The sequence below is a fragment of the Arthrobacter sp. SE2 genome, from assembly GCF_058244265.1.
The window spans coordinates 52,785-69,983 of the sequence record NZ_JBZAYA010000005.1; the positions used below are offsets into that span (position 1 = coordinate 52,785).

At 63.6% G+C, this 17,199-nt stretch carries 13 protein-coding genes; 11 read left to right on the forward strand and 2 right to left on the reverse strand.

Annotated elements, in window-relative coordinates; translation table 11 throughout:
• Positions 1–23: 23 nt before the first annotated feature.
• From AC4CS3_RS08685 to AC4CS3_RS08705, 5 genes are all read left to right on the forward strand, one after another.
• Positions 24–4,178, forward strand: a complete 4,155-nt coding sequence (locus AC4CS3_RS08685; protein WP_490783097.1) for a Pls/PosA family non-ribosomal peptide synthetase — start codon at positions 24–26, stop codon at positions 4,176–4,178.
• 53 nt (positions 4,179–4,231) lie between these two features.
• The gene (locus AC4CS3_RS08690) at positions 4,232–4,729 is read left to right on the forward strand and encodes an HAD domain-containing protein (RefSeq protein WP_490783098.1); all 498 of its coding nucleotides are present in this window, start codon (positions 4,232–4,234) and stop codon (positions 4,727–4,729) included.
• Positions 4,730–4,897: 168 nt separating this feature from the next.
• Positions 4,898–6,112, forward strand: coding sequence for an inorganic phosphate transporter (locus AC4CS3_RS08695; RefSeq protein WP_490783099.1), 1,215 nt, complete (start codon positions 4,898–4,900; stop codon positions 6,110–6,112).
• Positions 6,109–6,330 carry a hypothetical protein gene (locus AC4CS3_RS08700; RefSeq protein WP_490783100.1) on the forward strand — a complete coding sequence of 74 codons (222 nt, stop codon included), beginning with the start codon at positions 6,109–6,111 and terminating at the stop codon, positions 6,328–6,330. The genes AC4CS3_RS08695 and AC4CS3_RS08700 overlap by 4 nt, the downstream gene beginning before the upstream one ends.
• A 36-nt stretch (positions 6,331–6,366) precedes the next feature.
• Positions 6,367–6,963, forward strand: coding sequence for a dihydrofolate reductase family protein (locus tag AC4CS3_RS08705; RefSeq protein WP_490783101.1), 597 nt, complete (start codon positions 6,367–6,369; stop codon positions 6,961–6,963).
• Here the strand turns inward: AC4CS3_RS08705 and AC4CS3_RS08710 are convergent.
• Entirely contained in the window at positions 6,916–7,383 is a 468-nt protein-coding gene (locus AC4CS3_RS08710; protein WP_284752751.1) for a hotdog fold thioesterase, read from the reverse strand. The two genes, AC4CS3_RS08705 and AC4CS3_RS08710, sit on opposite strands and share 48 nt — an antisense overlap.
• 193 nt (positions 7,384–7,576) lie before the next feature.
• Here AC4CS3_RS08710 and polA point away from each other — a divergent pair, with 193 nt between their 5' ends.
• The 4 genes from polA to rpsA all read left to right on the forward strand — a co-directional run bounded on the left by polA (position 7,577) and on the right by rpsA (position 14,235).
• Entirely contained in the window at positions 7,577–10,219 is a 2,643-nt protein-coding gene (polA, locus tag AC4CS3_RS08715; RefSeq protein ID WP_490783102.1) for a DNA polymerase I, read from the forward strand.
• An 81-nt stretch (positions 10,220–10,300) separates the two neighbouring features.
• On the forward strand, positions 10,301–11,617 hold the full coding sequence (locus AC4CS3_RS08720; RefSeq protein ID WP_490783103.1) for a GNAT family N-acetyltransferase: 1,317 nt from the start codon (positions 10,301–10,303) through the stop codon (positions 11,615–11,617).
• A 42-nt stretch (positions 11,618–11,659) separates the two neighbouring features.
• On the forward strand, positions 11,660–12,592 hold the full coding sequence (locus AC4CS3_RS08725) for a polysaccharide deacetylase family protein (protein ID WP_490783104.1): 933 nt from the start codon (positions 11,660–11,662) through the stop codon (positions 12,590–12,592).
• 167 nt (positions 12,593–12,759) lie between these two features.
• A complete protein-coding gene (gene rpsA, locus AC4CS3_RS08730; RefSeq protein ID WP_078108781.1) occupies positions 12,760–14,235 on the forward strand; it encodes a 30S ribosomal protein S1 in 1,476 nt (491 codons plus the stop codon).
• A gap of 665 nt (positions 14,236–14,900) precedes the next feature.
• Here the strand turns inward: rpsA and AC4CS3_RS08735 are convergent.
• Positions 14,901–15,590, reverse strand: coding sequence for an IMPACT family protein (locus AC4CS3_RS08735; protein ID WP_490783105.1), 690 nt, complete (start codon positions 15,588–15,590; stop codon positions 14,901–14,903).
• A 22-nt stretch (positions 15,591–15,612) separates the two neighbouring features.
• Here AC4CS3_RS08735 and coaE point away from each other — a divergent pair, with 22 nt between their 5' ends.
• Entirely contained in the window at positions 15,613–16,833 is a 1,221-nt protein-coding gene (gene coaE / locus AC4CS3_RS08740; RefSeq protein WP_490783106.1) for a dephospho-CoA kinase, read from the forward strand.
• 10 nt (positions 16,834–16,843) lie between these two features.
• Positions 16,844–17,173, forward strand: coding sequence for a hypothetical protein (locus tag AC4CS3_RS08745; protein WP_490783107.1), 330 nt, complete (start codon positions 16,844–16,846; stop codon positions 17,171–17,173).
• Positions 17,174–17,199: the final 26 nt, after the last annotated feature.

The following is a 17,199-nucleotide window of genomic DNA, read 5'->3' on the forward strand; positions in this document are numbered from 1 at the left end:
AAGTCCAGGGCAAGGAGGCGAATATGGGGAGGCATGTGGACCCGGGCCGGACCTCCGGCGGAGCGGCCACAAGCGCCCGGTCCCTGATCCAGCTCAGGGACGGTGTCCCTGTTCTGGTCGGCGCTGCACCGGCCAATACGGCGCTGGACAACCCGGCGCAGGGCACCGCCATCCGGTGGAGTCCCGGCGAGCGGCTTGAGGAGCTCTTCGAGAACCGGTGCGACCGCCAACGGCTCGAGGGCCACAGCAGTCATCCTGCCGTGGAAACGGCGGACGGTTCGCTCAGCTACGAAGAACTGGACGCCCTGGCCAACCGGCTCGCCCGCTACCTTCTCGCCCGCGGGGTACGCCCGGGCGACAGAATCGCACTGCTGTTCGATGACGCGGTGCGGTCCTATGTCAGCATGCTCGCGGTCCTCAAGGCCCATGGTGTCTACGTGCCCCTCGACCCGGCGTTCCCTTCCGAGAGAATCGCCTACATCGCCAAAGACGCCGACGTCACCATGATCCTGACTGTCTCCCGCCTCGCGGACAGCCTCCTGACCGGGACTACGGCCCTCGCGGTTCGCATGGACAAGGAGGACCGCCGCATTGCCGCGTTCGAACCCTCCCGCTTGGGCTGGGCGGGGCAGGAGTCCCCGGCCAACGGACTGGCCTACATCATCTACACCTCGGGATCCACCGGACGGCCAAAGGGAGTAGCCATAGCGCACGCCAGCATCTGCCATTTCGTACGGATTGCCGCCGAAACCTACGGCTACGATTCCGGCGACCGGGTCTACCAGGGCATGACCACGGCTTTCGATTTCTCCGTGGAGGAGATCTGGGTGCCTTGGATGGCGGGGGCCACCTTGGTGCCCCGGCCGCCCGGGAACAACCTCCTCGGGCCGGATCTTGCCGAGTTCATCGAGGCCCGGAACATCACCGCCCTTTGCTGCGTGCCGACCCTGCTCGCGACGCTCGATGACGACCTGCCCGGGCTGCGGTTCCTGCTTGTCTCCGGTGAAGCCTGCCCGGAGGATCTTGTGGAGCGTTGGCACCGGCCCGGCCGGCGCTTCCTGAATGTCTACGGGCCCACCGAAGCGACCGTGACAGCAACCTGGGGCACGGCGGAGCCCGGCAAGCCCGTGACCCTTGGCAAACCGTTGCCCGGTTATTCGGCAGTCATCCTGGATCCCGTCCGGGACCGTGCACTGCCTCACGGCGAGCTGGGCGAAATCGGCCTGGCAGGCGTCGGGCTCGCCCGGGGCTACATCAACCGGCCCGAACTAACAGAAAAGGCATTCATTCCCGATTTCCTGGGCCTGGAGGACAACCCGTCCCATCGTATTTACCGCACAGGTGACCTCGGCCGGTTCAACGACGACGATGAAATCGAGTACCACGGCCGCACCGACACACAGGTGAAGGTCCGGGGCTATCGGATTGAGCTCAGCGAAATCGAAAGCGTCCTTCTGCAGATGCCCGGGATCGCGATGGCTGTTGTGAAGACCTGGGAGCCCGGGCCGGGAATTACGGAACTCGCCGCCTACTTCACGCTGCACCAGAACGCACCCAAGGTGGAAGGAACCGACATCCGCGCCTGGCTGCGCGAACGGCTCCCCGCCTACATGGTGCCGGGCTACTTCCAGTCCCTCCGGACCATGCCGATGATGGTCAGCGGGAAAGTGGACCGCAGCCGCCTTCCACATCCCACCGGGCCGCGCACGGTCAGTACAGACTTCGCTGACACCAGTCCGGTGACGCCCACGGAACGAATCCTCGCCCCGGCTTTGGCTGCGGCGCTCCGGCTCGCGTCAGTTTCCACCACCGCCAACTTCTTCAACGACCTCGGGGCAAACTCCCTGCTGTTGGCGCATTTCTGCGCCAACGTCCGCAAGGAAGCCAACTCACCCTCAGTCTCAATGCGCGAAATTTATGCACACCCGACCATTGCCGCCTTGGCGGCCGCCCTCGACGCCGCGAACGACGAGGCACTGGCGGGGGTCGGCGCCGGAGGCAGGGGAACTGCGACGGCTGAACCGTTCCTGCGCGTGGGGACTGCCCAGTACCTGCTGTGCGGGGTTTTGCAGGCGTTGGCCGCCATGGCCTACGCGTACGTCGTCGTGCTCATTCCCTCCGCCGGCGAACAGTGGATCGGCGTGTCCCGGCAGCCGGGAGTCCTCGTGGCGCGCTCCGTCGTCGTCGGCACCATATCGTTCGTGGCCTTGGCAGTCATGCCCATTGCGCTCAAATGGGCGCTCATCGGCCGGTGGAAGACCGAGGAGTTCCCTCTCTGGTCCTTGCGGTACGTCCGCTTCTGGTTCGTTAAGACATTAGTGAACACAAGCCCTGTCCGCTTGTTCGTCGGGACACCGATCTTCCCCCTGTACCTCAGGGCGCTGGGGGCCAGGATCGGCCCGAGGGTAACCATCCTCTCCTCAAGGATTCCGGCCTGTACCGACTTGCTGACTGTGGGAGCGGACACGGTGATCCGGAGGGACTCAACGTTCAGCGGCTACCGTGCCCACGCCGGCCGGATCCAGACGGGGCCCGTCATCCTGGGCCGAAACGTCCTGATCGGCGAACAGACGACGCTGGAGATTGACACGGCCATGGGCGACGACGCCCAACTGGGGCACAGTTCCTGCCTGCATCGCTTCCAGAGCGTTCCGCCTGGCGGCACTTGGGCCGGCTCCCCGGCCGAGCCCACCAACACTAGCTACCGCCGGGCGGGACAAGCCGCGTCCGGGACGGCCCGCCGGGCCAGTTTCAGTTTCTGGACCGTGGTGGTCCACGTGGTACTGGTGTCGTCCATCGGGTTTGGAGTCATCGACGTCGTACTCGCTTCCCTCCCCACGGGCGAAACAAACCCGGCCAAGCCGCTTTTCTGGCAAGCGCTTCTGCTGATCTCCGCCGTTCTTCTTTTCGGCAGCATCCTGGCCGCTTTCGCCGTCGCCGCTACCGTTCCGAGGCTGCTGGCGTTGCTTCTGGTTCCAGGCAAGGACTACCCGCTCTACGGCGTCCGCTTCGGACTGTTGCGGACAGCCCAGCGGCTGACCAACCTCAAAGCCCTTCTCCAGCTCACCGGAGACAGTTCCCTGATCGTGTACTACCTGGACGTCCTGGGCTACCACCAACCGGACATGGTGCAGACCGGATCCAATTTCGGCGTCGGGCTGAAGCATGACAGCCCCACCCTGACTACGGTCGGCAGCGGCACCATGGTCTCGGATGGGCTTTCAATCATCAATGCCGACTACTCGAACACCGCTTTCCGCCTTTCGCCTGCCACCATCGGGGCCGGGAGCTTCTTCGGCAACAACATCGCCTATCCCGCCGGAGCCAGGATGGGGGACAACTGCCTCCTGGGGACCAAGACCATGGTGCCTTTGGACGGTCCGCTACGCGAGGGGGTGGGCCTCCTGGGCTCACCGCCCTTTGAAATACCGCGCACCGTAAACCGTGACAACGCCTTTGATCGGTTCAGGACGCCGGAGGAATTGCGGCGCCGGATCCCGGCAAAGAACCTACACAACACCGTGACAGTGACTCTCTACCTGCTTGCCCGGTGGGCTGAACTGTACGTGATTCTCCTCGCCGCCTGGGCATCGCAGGCCTTCCTTCCCGCCGCAGGGGGGCTCGCTGCGGTGGCCGCGCTGGGAACAATGGTCATCACCACGGGCGTCCTGATGGTCCTCGTGGAACGGGCGTCCCTCGGCTTTGGACGACTTTCGCCGACCTTCTGCTCCATCTACGAAGTGCCATTCTGGCGGCACGAGCGCTACTGGAAACTCGGCGCCGGGGGAATCGTGCAAATGTTCAACGGCACGCCCTTCAAACCCGTGATCTGGCGGATCCTGGGGGTCCGGATGGGCAAGAAAGTCTTCGACGATGGTTGCGGGATCCCGGAAAAGACCCTCGTCACCATCGGGGACTACTGCACCCTCAACGCTTACGCCGTGGCGCAATGCCACTCCATGGAGGACGGCGCGTTCAAACTCGATGCCATCACCCTTGGCGCCGGCTGCACCCTGGGCGTGGGTGCGTTCGTCCATTACGGCACCACCATGCATGACGGCTCGGAACTCGAAGCCGACTCCTTCCTGATGAAGGGCGAGGACGTCCCCGCCCACAGCATCTTCGGCGGCAATCCTGCACGCGAACTGACCCGGCAAACGGGCCCCGGACTGCTATAACGCCAACGTGGGGCTTACGCTGGCCTTGTTGGCACGTCCGGGAGGGGGACTGCATGACCACCGTGTCGCTGTATCTGGACGTCGACGGCGTGGTGAACCCCTTCGGTCCCATGGGCTTCACTGATTGGGGTACGGAATGGAAAATCGCCGACGCCGGAATCCTCGACGTCGTTTACGCCTCCGAACTGGTTGGCGAACTCAATGAGCTGGCCGCGCACCCCGCGGCGAGGTTTGTTTGGCTGACCACGTGGCAGCGGCTCGCGCCTGAGTTCCTGTGCCCTGCAATCGGTCTCCATGGCGAGCATTGGCCCGTCCTGACCAGCGACGGTTGGGACCAGACCGCCGATTGGTGGAAGCTGGACGTCTTGCAGAAGGACGTCCAGGAATCCGGAGCCGAACGCATCGTGTGGATGGACGATCAGCTGAACCATGAAGCCGCTGCCCGGTCCTGGGCCGAGTTCCTCGGCAACCGTGTGCTTTGGATCTCACCGGACCCGCGGCGGGGTCTGTCGCGCAGCAATATCGCGGCTGTTCGGCAATTCCTTGGATGATTCGATGTTTGGCCATGCCGGCAATGGCACGTAAGATTCTTAAGGTTTCACGCCCGCCATAGTTAATTCCGCCAGTACAGTCAGATGAACGCGCGCTGAACTGTGTTTTGTTGGGCAGGCCCGGGGAAGTGGAACTGCGCATCATCGACTCTGCAGATTGGGCACCAGGTGGGAATCACCTTCATGGTCGCGCTTGTCATAGCGCTGGCCTTATTTTTTGACTTCACCAACGGGTTCCACGACACTGCCAACGCCATGGCGACTCCGATCGCCACGGGTGCCATCAAGCCCAAGACGGCTGTTGCTTTGGCCGCGGTGCTCAACCTCGTAGGTGCGTTCCTGTCGACCGAAGTGGCAAAGACCATTTCGGGAGGCCTTATCCGCGAGGGCACGGACGGTATCCACATCACGCCGGAGATTATCTTCGCCGGGCTGATGGGGGCCGTCCTGTGGAACATGTTCACGTGGCTCAAGGGGCTGCCCTCCAGTTCTTCGCACGCGCTTTTCGGGGGCCTCATCGGTGCGGCCATCGTCGGCATCGGCTTCCACTCCGTCAACTTCGACACCGTGCTCCAGAAGGTCATTCTTCCGGCTATCTTCTCGCCCCTGCTTGCCGGTGCCGTGGCCTATCTATGCACCAAGCTGGCCTACGCCCTGACGTCCCGGCATGACCCCGAAACCGGCGACAAGCTGACCCAGAAGCGCGGCGGATTCCGTACCGGCCAGATCTTCACCTCGAGCCTTGTCGCGTTGGCACACGGTACTAACGACGCGCAAAAGACAATGGGCATCATCACCCTCGTCCTGATCGCCGCCGGGACCCAGCCTGCCGGCAGCGGCCCGCAGCTCTGGGTCATCGGGGCCTGCGCACTCGCCATCGCCATCGGAACCTACGCCGGCGGCTGGCGCATCATCCGGACCATGGGCTCCGGACTGACCGACGTCAAGCCGGCGCAGGGCTTCTCGGCGGAAGCCAGCACCGCTTCGGCCATCCTCGCTTCCTCCCACCTCGGCTTCGCGCTGTCCACCACTCAGGTGGCCTCAGGCTCGGTCATCGGATCGGGACTCGGACGCAAGGGCACCACGGTGCGCTGGGGAACGGTGGGGCGCATCGCCACCGGCTGGCTCTTCACCCTCCCTGCCGCTGCCATCGTGGGCGCCTTGACCGCGTTCCTCATCGGCACCGGCACCGTCGGCGTGGTTATCGCCGCAGTTGTGGGCACCGCCGTCGTCGTCTACATGTTCATCTACTCGAGGAAGTCGCACGTGGGCCACCACAACGCCGTCGAAGTCGAGGAAGCCGGCACCGCGGTCCACTTCCGCAAAAAGAACGCCAAGAAACAGAGTCTGCGTAACAGCACGAGTAAGGACACCCTGGCATGAAGTGGTTGGATCTGGTGCAGGTAGCCGGCGCGACCCTTGTGGCGGCGTTGATCCTGGTAGTGCTGTATTCGCTCGGTGTCCGTCTCACTGCCATCGCGGGCGACGCACGGCAGAAGTCACCGGTCATGGTCCGGTCCCTTGCGTACGTGTGTTTCGCGGCCTGCGGAATCGCCGTGCTTTTCGGGATCTATCTGATCGTTCCGTACTTCACGAAGTAGCTGGGAACGCCGCCGCGTCATGGGTAGGGTGGGGCCATGGCGGATTTCCAGTACTACGTGGCATCCTCGCTTGACGGGTTCATCGCTACCAAAGATGACGATCTCGGCTGGCTGCTCCAGTTCGAAGAGGCCGAGGGTGTCACCGAAAGCTACGAAGACTTCATGGCGGGCATCGGCTGCATCGTCATGGGCGGCCAGACCTATCGCTGGCTCATGGAACATGAACCGGGCAAATGGCCCTATCCGGGTGTTCCATGCTGGATCTTCACCCACCGCGAATACGCGGCGCCGCCCGGTGCGGACGTCACGTTCGTGCGTGGCGAGGTTGAGGAATTCGCGCCGGACCTGATTGCGGACGCCGGTGACAAGAACGTGTGGCTGGTGGGCGGTGGAAACCTGGTGGCCCAGTTCGCCAAGGCCGGACTGCTCGACGAGATAATTGTCACCTTGATCCCCGTCGCCTTGGGTTCCGGTAAGCGCTTGCTGCCTGTCGAGAGCCCGACGGCGCCGCTCGAGTTGAGCTCGACCCGCACCCTTGGTGGCGCGGCAGTCGAGCTGCGCTACAGATTCCCCGCGCGTGCCGGGTCAGCGGGCCCTGTTCTCCCGGATCATGTTGGTAATCCGGGCAGTTGACAACCGTCGGCCGTGTTCATCGGTCATGACGATTTCGTGGGTGGCGAGCGTGCCGCCCAAGTGGATGGCTGTGCATGTGCCGGTGACGAGGCCGCTTGCTATGGAGCGATGGTGGGTCGCGCCCACCTCGATTCCCACCACGTGGCGTCCGGCTCCCGCATGCAGGGCCGCCGCGAAGGAGCCCAAGGTTTCGGCGAGGACAACATGGGCTCCGCCGTGGAGGATGCCGGCAACCTGGGTATTGCCCTCCACCGGCATGGTGGCGACGGTCCGTTCGGGGCCCAGTTCAAGGAACTTGATGCCCATTTTGGCCACGAGCGAGCCCACGCCATAGCGGGAAAGCCAACCGTGCAACTCCTGCGGAACGCCGGCCGCATTGAGTTCGTCAGTGAACGGGCCCGGCGTGAAATTGTCCATCATGGCAACTAGGCTGGCACCTGTGAGCGAAACAACCAAACCGGACTCAGTTCCAACGGCAACGTCAACGTCAACGCCAGTGTCAACTGGAACAGCAACATCAACTGCCACTGCAACGGCACCAGACCCTTCAACTACCATTGCGGGCACGGCGGCAGGTGGCCGACCGCGGCTCTTGGTCCTTGATGGCCACTCCATGGCGTTCCGGGCATTCTATGCTTTGCCGGCAGAGAACTTCGCCACATCCTCGGGCCAGCACACCAACGCCGTGCATGGCTTCACCTCGATGTTGATCAACCTCATCAAGGACCAAAAGCCCACCCACGTTGCAGTGGCCTTCGATGTCTCGGACGACACGACGTTCCGCAAGGTGGAGTACAGCGAATACAAGGGTGGCCGCAACGAAACTCCACCGGAATTCCGCGGGCAGATCGATCTCATCGATCAAGTCATGGAAGCGTGGGGCATCAAGACCATCAAGATGCCAGGGTACGAGGCTGACGACATCCTCGCCACCCTCGCGGCGCAGGGCGATGCCGCGGGCTTCGAAGTCCTCTTGGTATCGGGGGACCGTGACGCTTTCCAGCTCATCACGGACAACGTGTTCGTTCTCTACCCGAAACAGGGCGTTTCAAACATTCCGCGCATGGATGCGGCGGCCATCGAAGAGAAGTACTTCGTTCCGCCGTCCCGCTACTCCGATCTCGCCGCTCTGGTGGGTGAGTCCGCCGACAACCTCGCCGGCGTTCCCGGCGTCGGCCCCAAGACCGCAGCCAAGTGGATCAACCTTTACGGCGGCCTGGAAGGGATCCTGGAGAACCTGGATTCCATCGGCGGCAAGGTAGGCGGAGCCCTCCGGGAAAACATCGACGCCGTGAAGCGGAACCGCCGCCTCAACCGACTCCTGCACGACCTCCAACTCCCCGTGACACTCGCCGACCTCGAGGAACCGCGCCCGAACCGCCAGGAGGTCGAGACTCTGTTCGACACCCTCGAATTCAGGACGCTCCGCACCCGGCTGTTCGCACTCTACGGCGACGACACCGCCGGCGCGGCTCCCGAAACCATCGACGCGCCCGACTACAAGATCCTGGACAACGCCGCCGCCCTGGAGGAGTTCTTCGCCGCCGGTGCGGGGAGCCGTGCCGCCGTCGCCGTGCAGTTGGTCCCAGGTCGGATCGGCGACGACGCCGATGCCCTCGCGATCGTGCGCGCCAACGGGGCCGCCTACATCGAGCTGTCGTCCTTGGACGCCGCGGCCGATGCCATCTTGGCCAAGTGGCTTCAAGACCCCGAAGAGGCCAAGGTCATGCACGAGTTCAAGGATGCCTTGAAGGCCTTGAACCACCGTGGGCTTGGCCTGGAAGGCGTAGTGGACGACACTGCCATTTCGGGCTACCTGATCCAGCCGGACCGCCGCAGCTACGAGCTCGCCGAGCTTGCCCAGCACCACTTGCGGATCACCGTCGCGGCTGCGGTGGCGCCAACAGGCCAGCTGGAACTCGAACTCGGCGATGGGCCGGACGGTGCCGCGGCCAGCGCGCTCGTCCAGCAGGCCGCCGTAGTGCACGCACTGAGTAAGCACTTCGAAAGCGAGCTCGCCGAGCGCAAGGCCGAGGCGCTCCTGACCACCTTGGAGCTGCCGGTCGCACGGGTCCTGGCCCAGATGGAACTTTCGGGCATTGCGATCTCCATGGAGCGCCTGAACGAACAGCTCGCGGACCTCGCCAAGGTGATCGACAACGCCCAGGAGCAGGCATTTGCCGCCATTGGCCACGAGGTCAATCTCGGATCACCCAAGCAGCTGCAAACGGTCCTCTTCGAAGAGCTTGGCCTGCCCAAAACCAAGAAGATCAAGTCCGGTTACACAACGGACGCCGCCTCGCTGAAGGCCCTCCTGGAGAAGACCGGCCACGAGTTCCTGGTGCAGCTCATGGCCCACCGGGAATCCTCCAAGCTGGCCCAAATGCTGGAGACGCTCAAGAAATCAGTGGCTGAGGACGGACGTATCCACACTACGTACGCGCAGAACGTCGCGGCCACGGGGCGCATTTCCTCGAACAACCCCAATCTGCAGAACATCCCGGTGCGCAGTGAGGAAGGCCGGCGCGTCCGCGGGATCTTCGTCGTCAGTGAGGGCTACGAATGCCTGCTATCGGCCGACTACTCGCAGATCGAAATGCGTATCATGGCGCATCTGTCCGGCGATGCGGGACTCATCCAGGCGTACAAGGAGGGTGAGGACCTGCACCGCTATGTCGGCTCGCACATCTTCAACGTGGCGCCGGAAGAGGTCACCAGTGCCATGCGCTCAAAGGTCAAGGCCATGTCTTATGGATTGGCCTACGGACTGACCTCGTTCGGCCTGTCCAAGCAACTGGAGATCTCGGTCGACGAAGCCAGGACCCTCATGAAGGACTACTTCGACCGCTTCGGCGCAGTGCGCGACTATCTCCGTGGCGTGGTGGAGCAGGCTCGGATCGACGGCTACACCTCCACGATCGAGGGCCGCCGCCGCTATCTTCCGGACTTGACCAGCACGGACCGCCAGCACCGGGAGATCGCCGAACGCATTGCGCTGAACTCGCCCATCCAGGGTTCGGCGGCGGACCTCATGAAGCGGGCCATGCTCGGCGTTTCGGCCGAGTTGACCAGCCAGGGGCTGAAGTCCCGGATGCTGCTGCAGGTCCATGACGAACTCGTGCTCGAGGTAGCCCACGGCGAACGCGAAGCGGTCGAAAAGCTCGTCACCGAACAAATGGGGACGGCGGCCCAACTCACGGTGCCGCTGGACGTGCAGCTCGGAGTCGGCTCCAGCTGGTATGACGCCGGGCACTAGGAAACGCGCTGTGTAGACGCAGGCAAGGGGCACGCCGCCTATATGGTGGCGTGCCCCATGCTGTCTGGCTAGGCTCGGGACGTGGCTGATCCCAAGGAAACAAACGAAAAATACAACGTCAAGCGCTTTCGTTCCGTCGACAAGGAGAACCCGGACTACGGACAAGCACGTGATTGGCTCCGGGCCGTTGGCTTCGGATTCCATGACGAGCAACGAAGCGATGAGCTAATCGACCAGATTCTGGCGATGTACCAAGCGGACAACCGGGAGCTGACGGGCGTTTACGTCAACGACGAACCACCGTTGCACGCGCTCAACCCGGGATTTCCGGTGGCTACCTTTGGAACGCTGGAAAACAAGCTGAATGTTGGCTTCGGCCAGGAACTGCGGACGCGCCAGATTACGGCTGTCACTGTCCGCGGAACGCACCGGCGCCATGGCATCCTGCGGGGGATGATGACCGCCGATCTCGCCGATGCCAAGGACGATGGCTTCGCCATGGCCGCCCTAACCGCGTCCGAGGCATCCATCTACGGCCGCTTTGGATTTGGCGTCGCAACCTTCGAGCGGAGCATCAAGGTGGACACCGGTCCGAAGTTTCGGATCCGTCACGAGCCCGTTGGCCGGGTGGAGATCGCAGATCCAAGAGTCCTTCTCGAACTCGCGCCGGAGGTATTCGAACGGCTTCACCACCGTACGCCGGGGTCCATCGTGAGGCAGGACTCCTACCGCCATCACGTGTCCGGGGCCATGAAGCGTGACGGCACTGAAGACAAAGCCATCAAATGCGCGCTCCACTACGGACCGGACACAGCCATTGACGGCTACGTGTCCTACAAGTTCGCCGGCTGGGACACGAAGCCATACACGGTGGAAATCGTGGACCTCGTCGCCGCGACGGACTCCGCGTACCTGGAACTGTGGCAATTCCTGGGCAGCATCGATCTCGTCGATCAGGTCTCCTGGCCTGAGGCTCCCGTTGAAGACCCCCTCGCGTGGGCACTCGTGGACGGGCGCTGCGTCACGTCTTCGGACTATCGCGACATGTTGTGGTTGCGTGTCCTGGACGTCCCTGCAGCCTTGTCAGCCCGCCGCTACGGCGGAGACGGACGGTTGGTGCTCGAAGTCCGGGACGCGCTCGGTTTTGCCGACGGTACGTGGGAATTGACGTCCGACGGCGGTGTCGTCAGCGTCAATGAGGCGCGTGGCGGGAGCCAGGAATCGGTCCCGGACCTGAGCATGGATGTCACGGACCTAGGGTCTGTCTATTTGGGTGCCGTCAGTCCTGTAATCTTGGCTTCGGCAGGCCGGATCCGCGAGCACACGCCGGGAGCAGCATTGGCTGCCCAGCACATGTTCGCCGTCGAACGCCCCGCCCATTGCCTGACGCACTTCTAGGCACATCACCACACGCAGGCTCAACAACAGAAGAAGGATTCCATGGGGGAATTCCAGCCGGGGGGCCGCTCCTCCGGCCCATCAGGGCTGCCGGGCCGGCGGTCCTTGCTGGCGGTTGCCGCCGGACTCGCGGTGACCGGCCTGGCCGCCTGCGCCCAGCAACCGGCAGCTGCACCGTCGCCTCGCCCCACATCGGCTTCAACGCCGCTCGTCGAAGCGGTGGGCCAGCGTCCGGTCGTGCCCGAAACGCGGCCCGCGCCGCCGTCGAGATCCCAGGTTGTGGCCGAATTCTCCGGGCGCAAGCCCGTCGAATGGGGGCTTGATGTCACTGGCGTTGTTTCAAAAACACCGTCCACGCATGCGGTCTTGACGTTTGATGCCTGCGGTGGGCTCCACGGCTCGGACTGCGATCAACGCTTGCTCAAGACCCTGCGCAAGCTCAACGTTCCCGCCACGTTGTTCGTCAACGGCCGTTGGATCAAAGCCAATCCCGGGCTGGCGGCCGATCTCGCGGCCGATCCTTTGTTCGAACTCGGCAACCACGGCTTCCGGCACCAGCCCCTGTCCGTCACCGGACGCTCAGCGTACGGCATTCCGGGCACGGCCGGCGCGGGCGAGGTTTATGACGAAATCATGGGCAACCAGGAAGTCATGGAGCAGCTCTGCGGCAAGGCCCCCCGCTTCTTCAGGGCGGGCACTGCCTACTACGACGACGTCGCGGCGGCGATCACCAATGCCCTCGGACTGGTGCCGGTGAGCTTCACCGTGAACGGCGACGGCGGCGCGACCTTCCCGGCCCCTACTGTCGCGTTGGAGGTGGGAAAAATCGCTGCGGGACGGGGCACAGGCCAGATTGTGATCTCGCACTTCAACCAGCCCGCCGGCGGCACCGCGGAGGGATATGCACGTGTCCTACCAGGCTTGCTGGACCGCGGTGTGACGTTCGCTCGGCTCGGTGACACGCTGCCGCTTTGACCCTCCTTGAGGCGAACGACTAGAATGAACGGGCGCATGCTACGTGCGCGCAAATTTACAATCCACAATTCAGGATGACCCGGCGTTTTGCCGTGTCCTGCGGACCGGCGACGGAAAGCGGGCGGTTTGCCTGACCGATACTCTATCCACAACGGAGCCCCTACTACATGACCATCACCTCCACCGAGAAGCCCGGTACCCCCGTAGTCGCGATCAACGACATCGGTACCGCTGAGGACTTCCTCGCAGCTGTCGACGCGACCATCAAGTACTTCAACGACGGAGACCTCGTCGAAGGTATCGTCGTCAAGGTTGACCGCGACGAAGTTCTGCTCGACATCGGTTACAAGACCGAAGGTGTCATCCCTTCCCGCGAGCTCTCCATCAAGCACGACGTTGACCCCGGGGACGTCGTCTCCGTTGGCGATCAGGTCGAAGCCCTGGTGCTCACCAAGGAAGACAAAGAAGGCCGACTGATCCTCTCCAAGAAGCGTGCTCAGTACGAGCGTGCCTGGGGCGACATCGAGAAGGTCAAGGAAGAAGACGGTGTTGTCACCGGTACCGTCATCGAGGTTGTCAAGGGTGGTCTTATCCTCGACATCGGTCTGCGCGGCTTCCTGCCCGCATCCCTCGTCGAGATGCGCCGCGTCCGCGACCTCGCTCCGTACATCGGTCAGCAGATCGAAGCCAAGATCATCGAGCTGGACAAGAACCGCAACAACGTTGTTCTTTCCCGCCGTGCATGGCTCGAGCAGACCCAGTCCGAGGTTCGCTCCACGTTCCTCAACAAGCTGGAAAAGGGCCAGGTTCGTCCCGGCGTCGTTTCCTCCATCGTCAACTTCGGTGCATTCGTGGACCTTGGCGGCGTAGACGGTCTGGTTCACGTTTCCGAGCTGTCCTGGAAGCACATCGACCACCCGTCCGAGGTCGTCGAGGTTGGCCAGGAAGTCACCGTCGAGGTTCTCGAAGTGGATCTGGACCGCGAGCGCGTGTCCCTGTCCCTCAAGGCCACTCAGGAAGACCCGTGGCAGACCTTCGCCCGCACCCACGCCCTCGGCCAGGTTGTTCCGGGTAAGGTCACCAAGCTGGTTCCGTTCGGTGCGTTCGTTCGCGTCGAAGACGGCATCGAAGGCCTCGTTCACATCTCCGAGCTGGCTGTTCGCCACGTTGAGCTTGCTGAGCAGGTCGTCTCCGTTGGCGACGAGCTCTTCGTCAAGGTCATCGACATCGACCTCGAGCGCCGCCGCATCTCCCTCTCCCTCAAGCAGGCTAACGAGGGCGTTGACGCCGACAGCACCGAGTTCGACCCGGCTCTGTACGGTATGGCCGCTGAGTACGACGAAGAGGGCAACTACAAGTACCCCGAGGGCTTCGACCCCGAGTCGAACGAATGGCTCGAGGGCTACGAGACGCAGCGCGCCGCTTGGGAGCAGCAGTACGCTGACGCCCAGGCACGTTGGGAAGCTCACAAGAAGCAGGTTTCCCAGCACGCTGCTGACGACGCCGCTGCTGCCGCTTCCGGCGAGAGCGACTCCGGCACCACCAGCTACTCCTCCGAGCCGGCTGTCACCGAGTCCAACGCGGGCACCCTGGCATCCGACGAGGCCCTCGCAGCTCTGCGCGAGAAGCTGACCGGCAACTAATTGCCACTGGCCTGGATTTCCAGGCCGGGATAAAAGCGGCTCCTGCGGTTCATTTACGAATCGCAGGAGCCGCTTTTTTTAACCGTGTTTCGCTGCTGCGCTGGTTCTTCCTGCCCCGGGTCCCCACAGGACATGCCCCTCGTTCGCAGCAAGGACTGGACATATACCCACTATGTCCAGTGGTGCCAGTTACGGGAGAGCATGTCCCTAGCGCGGAAGCTCAGGCCGGTCCCTAATTGATAACGATCTATCAAATATTCCCGCACACGAATGGGCATGTGGTTGACTCTTTGGACGGATTAGTGTCGCGCGGATCGGTGTGATCAGACTTATGAACCCCTTGGTTCCTACTTTTCCCGAGGCAGTACTTTCCTTTGCTCCGCTGGCTATCCTCTTGCTGGCAGCTCTGGCCATCATCACTTTCTGCGCAATCAAGTTGTTCCGAAAGGCAAGATTCAGGGCGCTTCCGCATGGTTCACACGGAAAGACTGCATCGCAGAATGACCACAATCTGAAATAGACCCTTTGCTTGTTCAAGAAGTCAATGCAGCAGGGATCCAAGTTCCACCCGCAGGACATGCCCCTCCTTCGCAGCAAGCACTGGACATATGCCCACTATGTCCGGCGGTGCCAGTTACGGGAGAGCATGTCGCTAGCGCGGAAGCTCAGGCCTGGACGTCGACCCATTCCGTTTCCCGCAATTGGAGTCCCGAGGCGCCGCCGGTCATCGACGCCAGCCGCTCACCGGCGTCGGCGATTGCGTTTGCATCATCGGGCAGGGCCACGCGCAGGATCGTCTCCGTGGGCTCGTAGCTTGTTTCGGCCATGACGTAGCCGGCGGAGCGCAGATCGTTTTCAAGCCTTCCGGCCGAGTGGTGGGGCACGGGGATGTCGCAAATCCGCAAGCGGCGCCGCTGAACCAGGGGAGCGGAGTCCAGTGCGGCCGAAATTGATTCGGAGTATGCACGGACCAGTCCGCCGGCGCCCAGGAGGATCCCGCCGAAATAGCGCACGACGACGGCACTCACGTCGCTGAGGTCAGTCACCCCGGGCAGTGTCTCGCGTTTGATGAGCGCCTCAAGCATGGGGATGCCGGCTGTTCCGGAGGGCTCGCCGTCGTCGTTGGAACGCTGGATGGCGCGATCGGGACCGAGGACGAATGCCGAGCAGTGGTGCCGGGCGTCATGGAATTCCTTGCGCAATTCCGCTACCAAGGCGCGCGCAGCGTCTTCGTCGGGGGCGCGGCGCAGCACGGTGATGAAGCGCGAACGCCTGATCTCGAGTTCGTGGCGGAAATCGTCTCCAAGCGCCAACGTTGTGTACGCGGTCGCCCGGCTTTCTTCCTGTTCTGCCACCGACCCAGTCTAGTGTGGAGGGGTGCTGAAGATTGGACTTACCGGCGGGATCGCCTCCGGCAAATCGCTCGTGTCCGCCCGGCTTAGGGAGTTGGGCGCTCTCTTGATCGACGCCGATGCGCTGGCCCGCGAGGTCGTGGAACCGGGCACTCCGGGCTTAGCGGGCGTCGTGGTCGAGTTCGGTGAAGACATCGTCGACGCCGAAGGGCGCCTTGACCGGGCACGCCTCGGCGCGATTGTGTTCGCTGAGCCGGATCGCCGGGAGGCGCTCAACGCGATCATCCATCCACGCGTCCGGGAGAGGGCTGCCGCGATCCTCGCGACCGCGAAACCCGGAGACATTGTCGTCCAGGATATTCCGCTGCTGGTCGAAACCGGGCAGGGCAGCAGCTTCCACTTGGTGGTGGTGGTCGATGCAACGGACGAGGAACGGATCCGGCGCATGACGGAGATCCGTGGCATGACAGTCGAGGACGCGGTGTCCCGCATGGCAGCACAAGCCGGACGGGATGAACGGTTGGCGGCAGCGGACATCCTGTTGGACAACTCCGGAACCGTTGAGGATGTCACTGAGCTCGTGGAGACCCTCTGGGAAGAACGATTGGCACCGTTTGCCCGCAATCTTGCGGCCGGCCGCCCGGCACCGCGGGCCGGCGGACCCGTCTTGTCCCCGCCAAACCCCGACTGGCCAGTCCAGGCTGAAAGGCTGCTTGCCAGGATCCTGCGGGCGTCTCCGGAGGTCTTGGGCGCAGACCACATCGGTTCGACGGCGGTACCCGGTCTTCCTGCCAAAGACGTCATCGACCTGCAGGTAAATGTGTCCTCCCTGGAAGCCGCAGACCGGATAGCCCGGGCCTTGGGTGAGGCCGGTTTCCCGTTACAGGAGGCCTCCGCCCGTGACACACCCAAGCCGCCGGACCTGGATCCATCGGCATGGCAAAAGCGCTTCCATTGCAACGCGGACCCCGGGCGGCCCGCGAATGTCCATGTCCGGGTGCTTGGAAGTCCGGGCTGGCGTTATGCGCTGTTGTTCCGGGATTGGCTCCGCGCCAACCCCGACGCCGTCCGCATGTACGCGGACATGAAACAAGAGCTTGCCGCGCTCCACGGCGGCGACCACCGGACCTTGGAGTATGCGGAGGCCAAGGAGCCCTGGTTCACCGAGGTGGCCTGCCCGCTCATGGATGCCTGGGCCAGGAGCAGCGGATGGCAGCCGCCGTCGTACCCCATGGCGCAAGGCTAGGCCGGCAAGCATGGCCGGGAAACGGAGAATCACGCCCCATCTTGAGGGGCAGCGGCTCGGTGCCGTTCGCGCCCTGGTGTGGGCCGGCGTCGTGCTCATGGCCGGAGCCGCGCTGCTGTGGTTCCTGGCCGGCGGCCGCGAGGAGTTCGTCGCCGGAACGCAACCGCCGACGTGGCGCGTTCTCGTACCGGGCGCAGCCTTCTGGCTCGCGTGGACCGTCTGGCTTGTGTCCGGAGTGTGGTTCGCCGTCAAGATGTTCCGTTCCATCTTGGGGCGGCTGGACGACAGTTGGACCCGGCCCGGCGGAGGTGACGGTTCCGCCGGAAAACGCGGACAGTAACTGTCCGCGGGCGGGGGTACATTGGA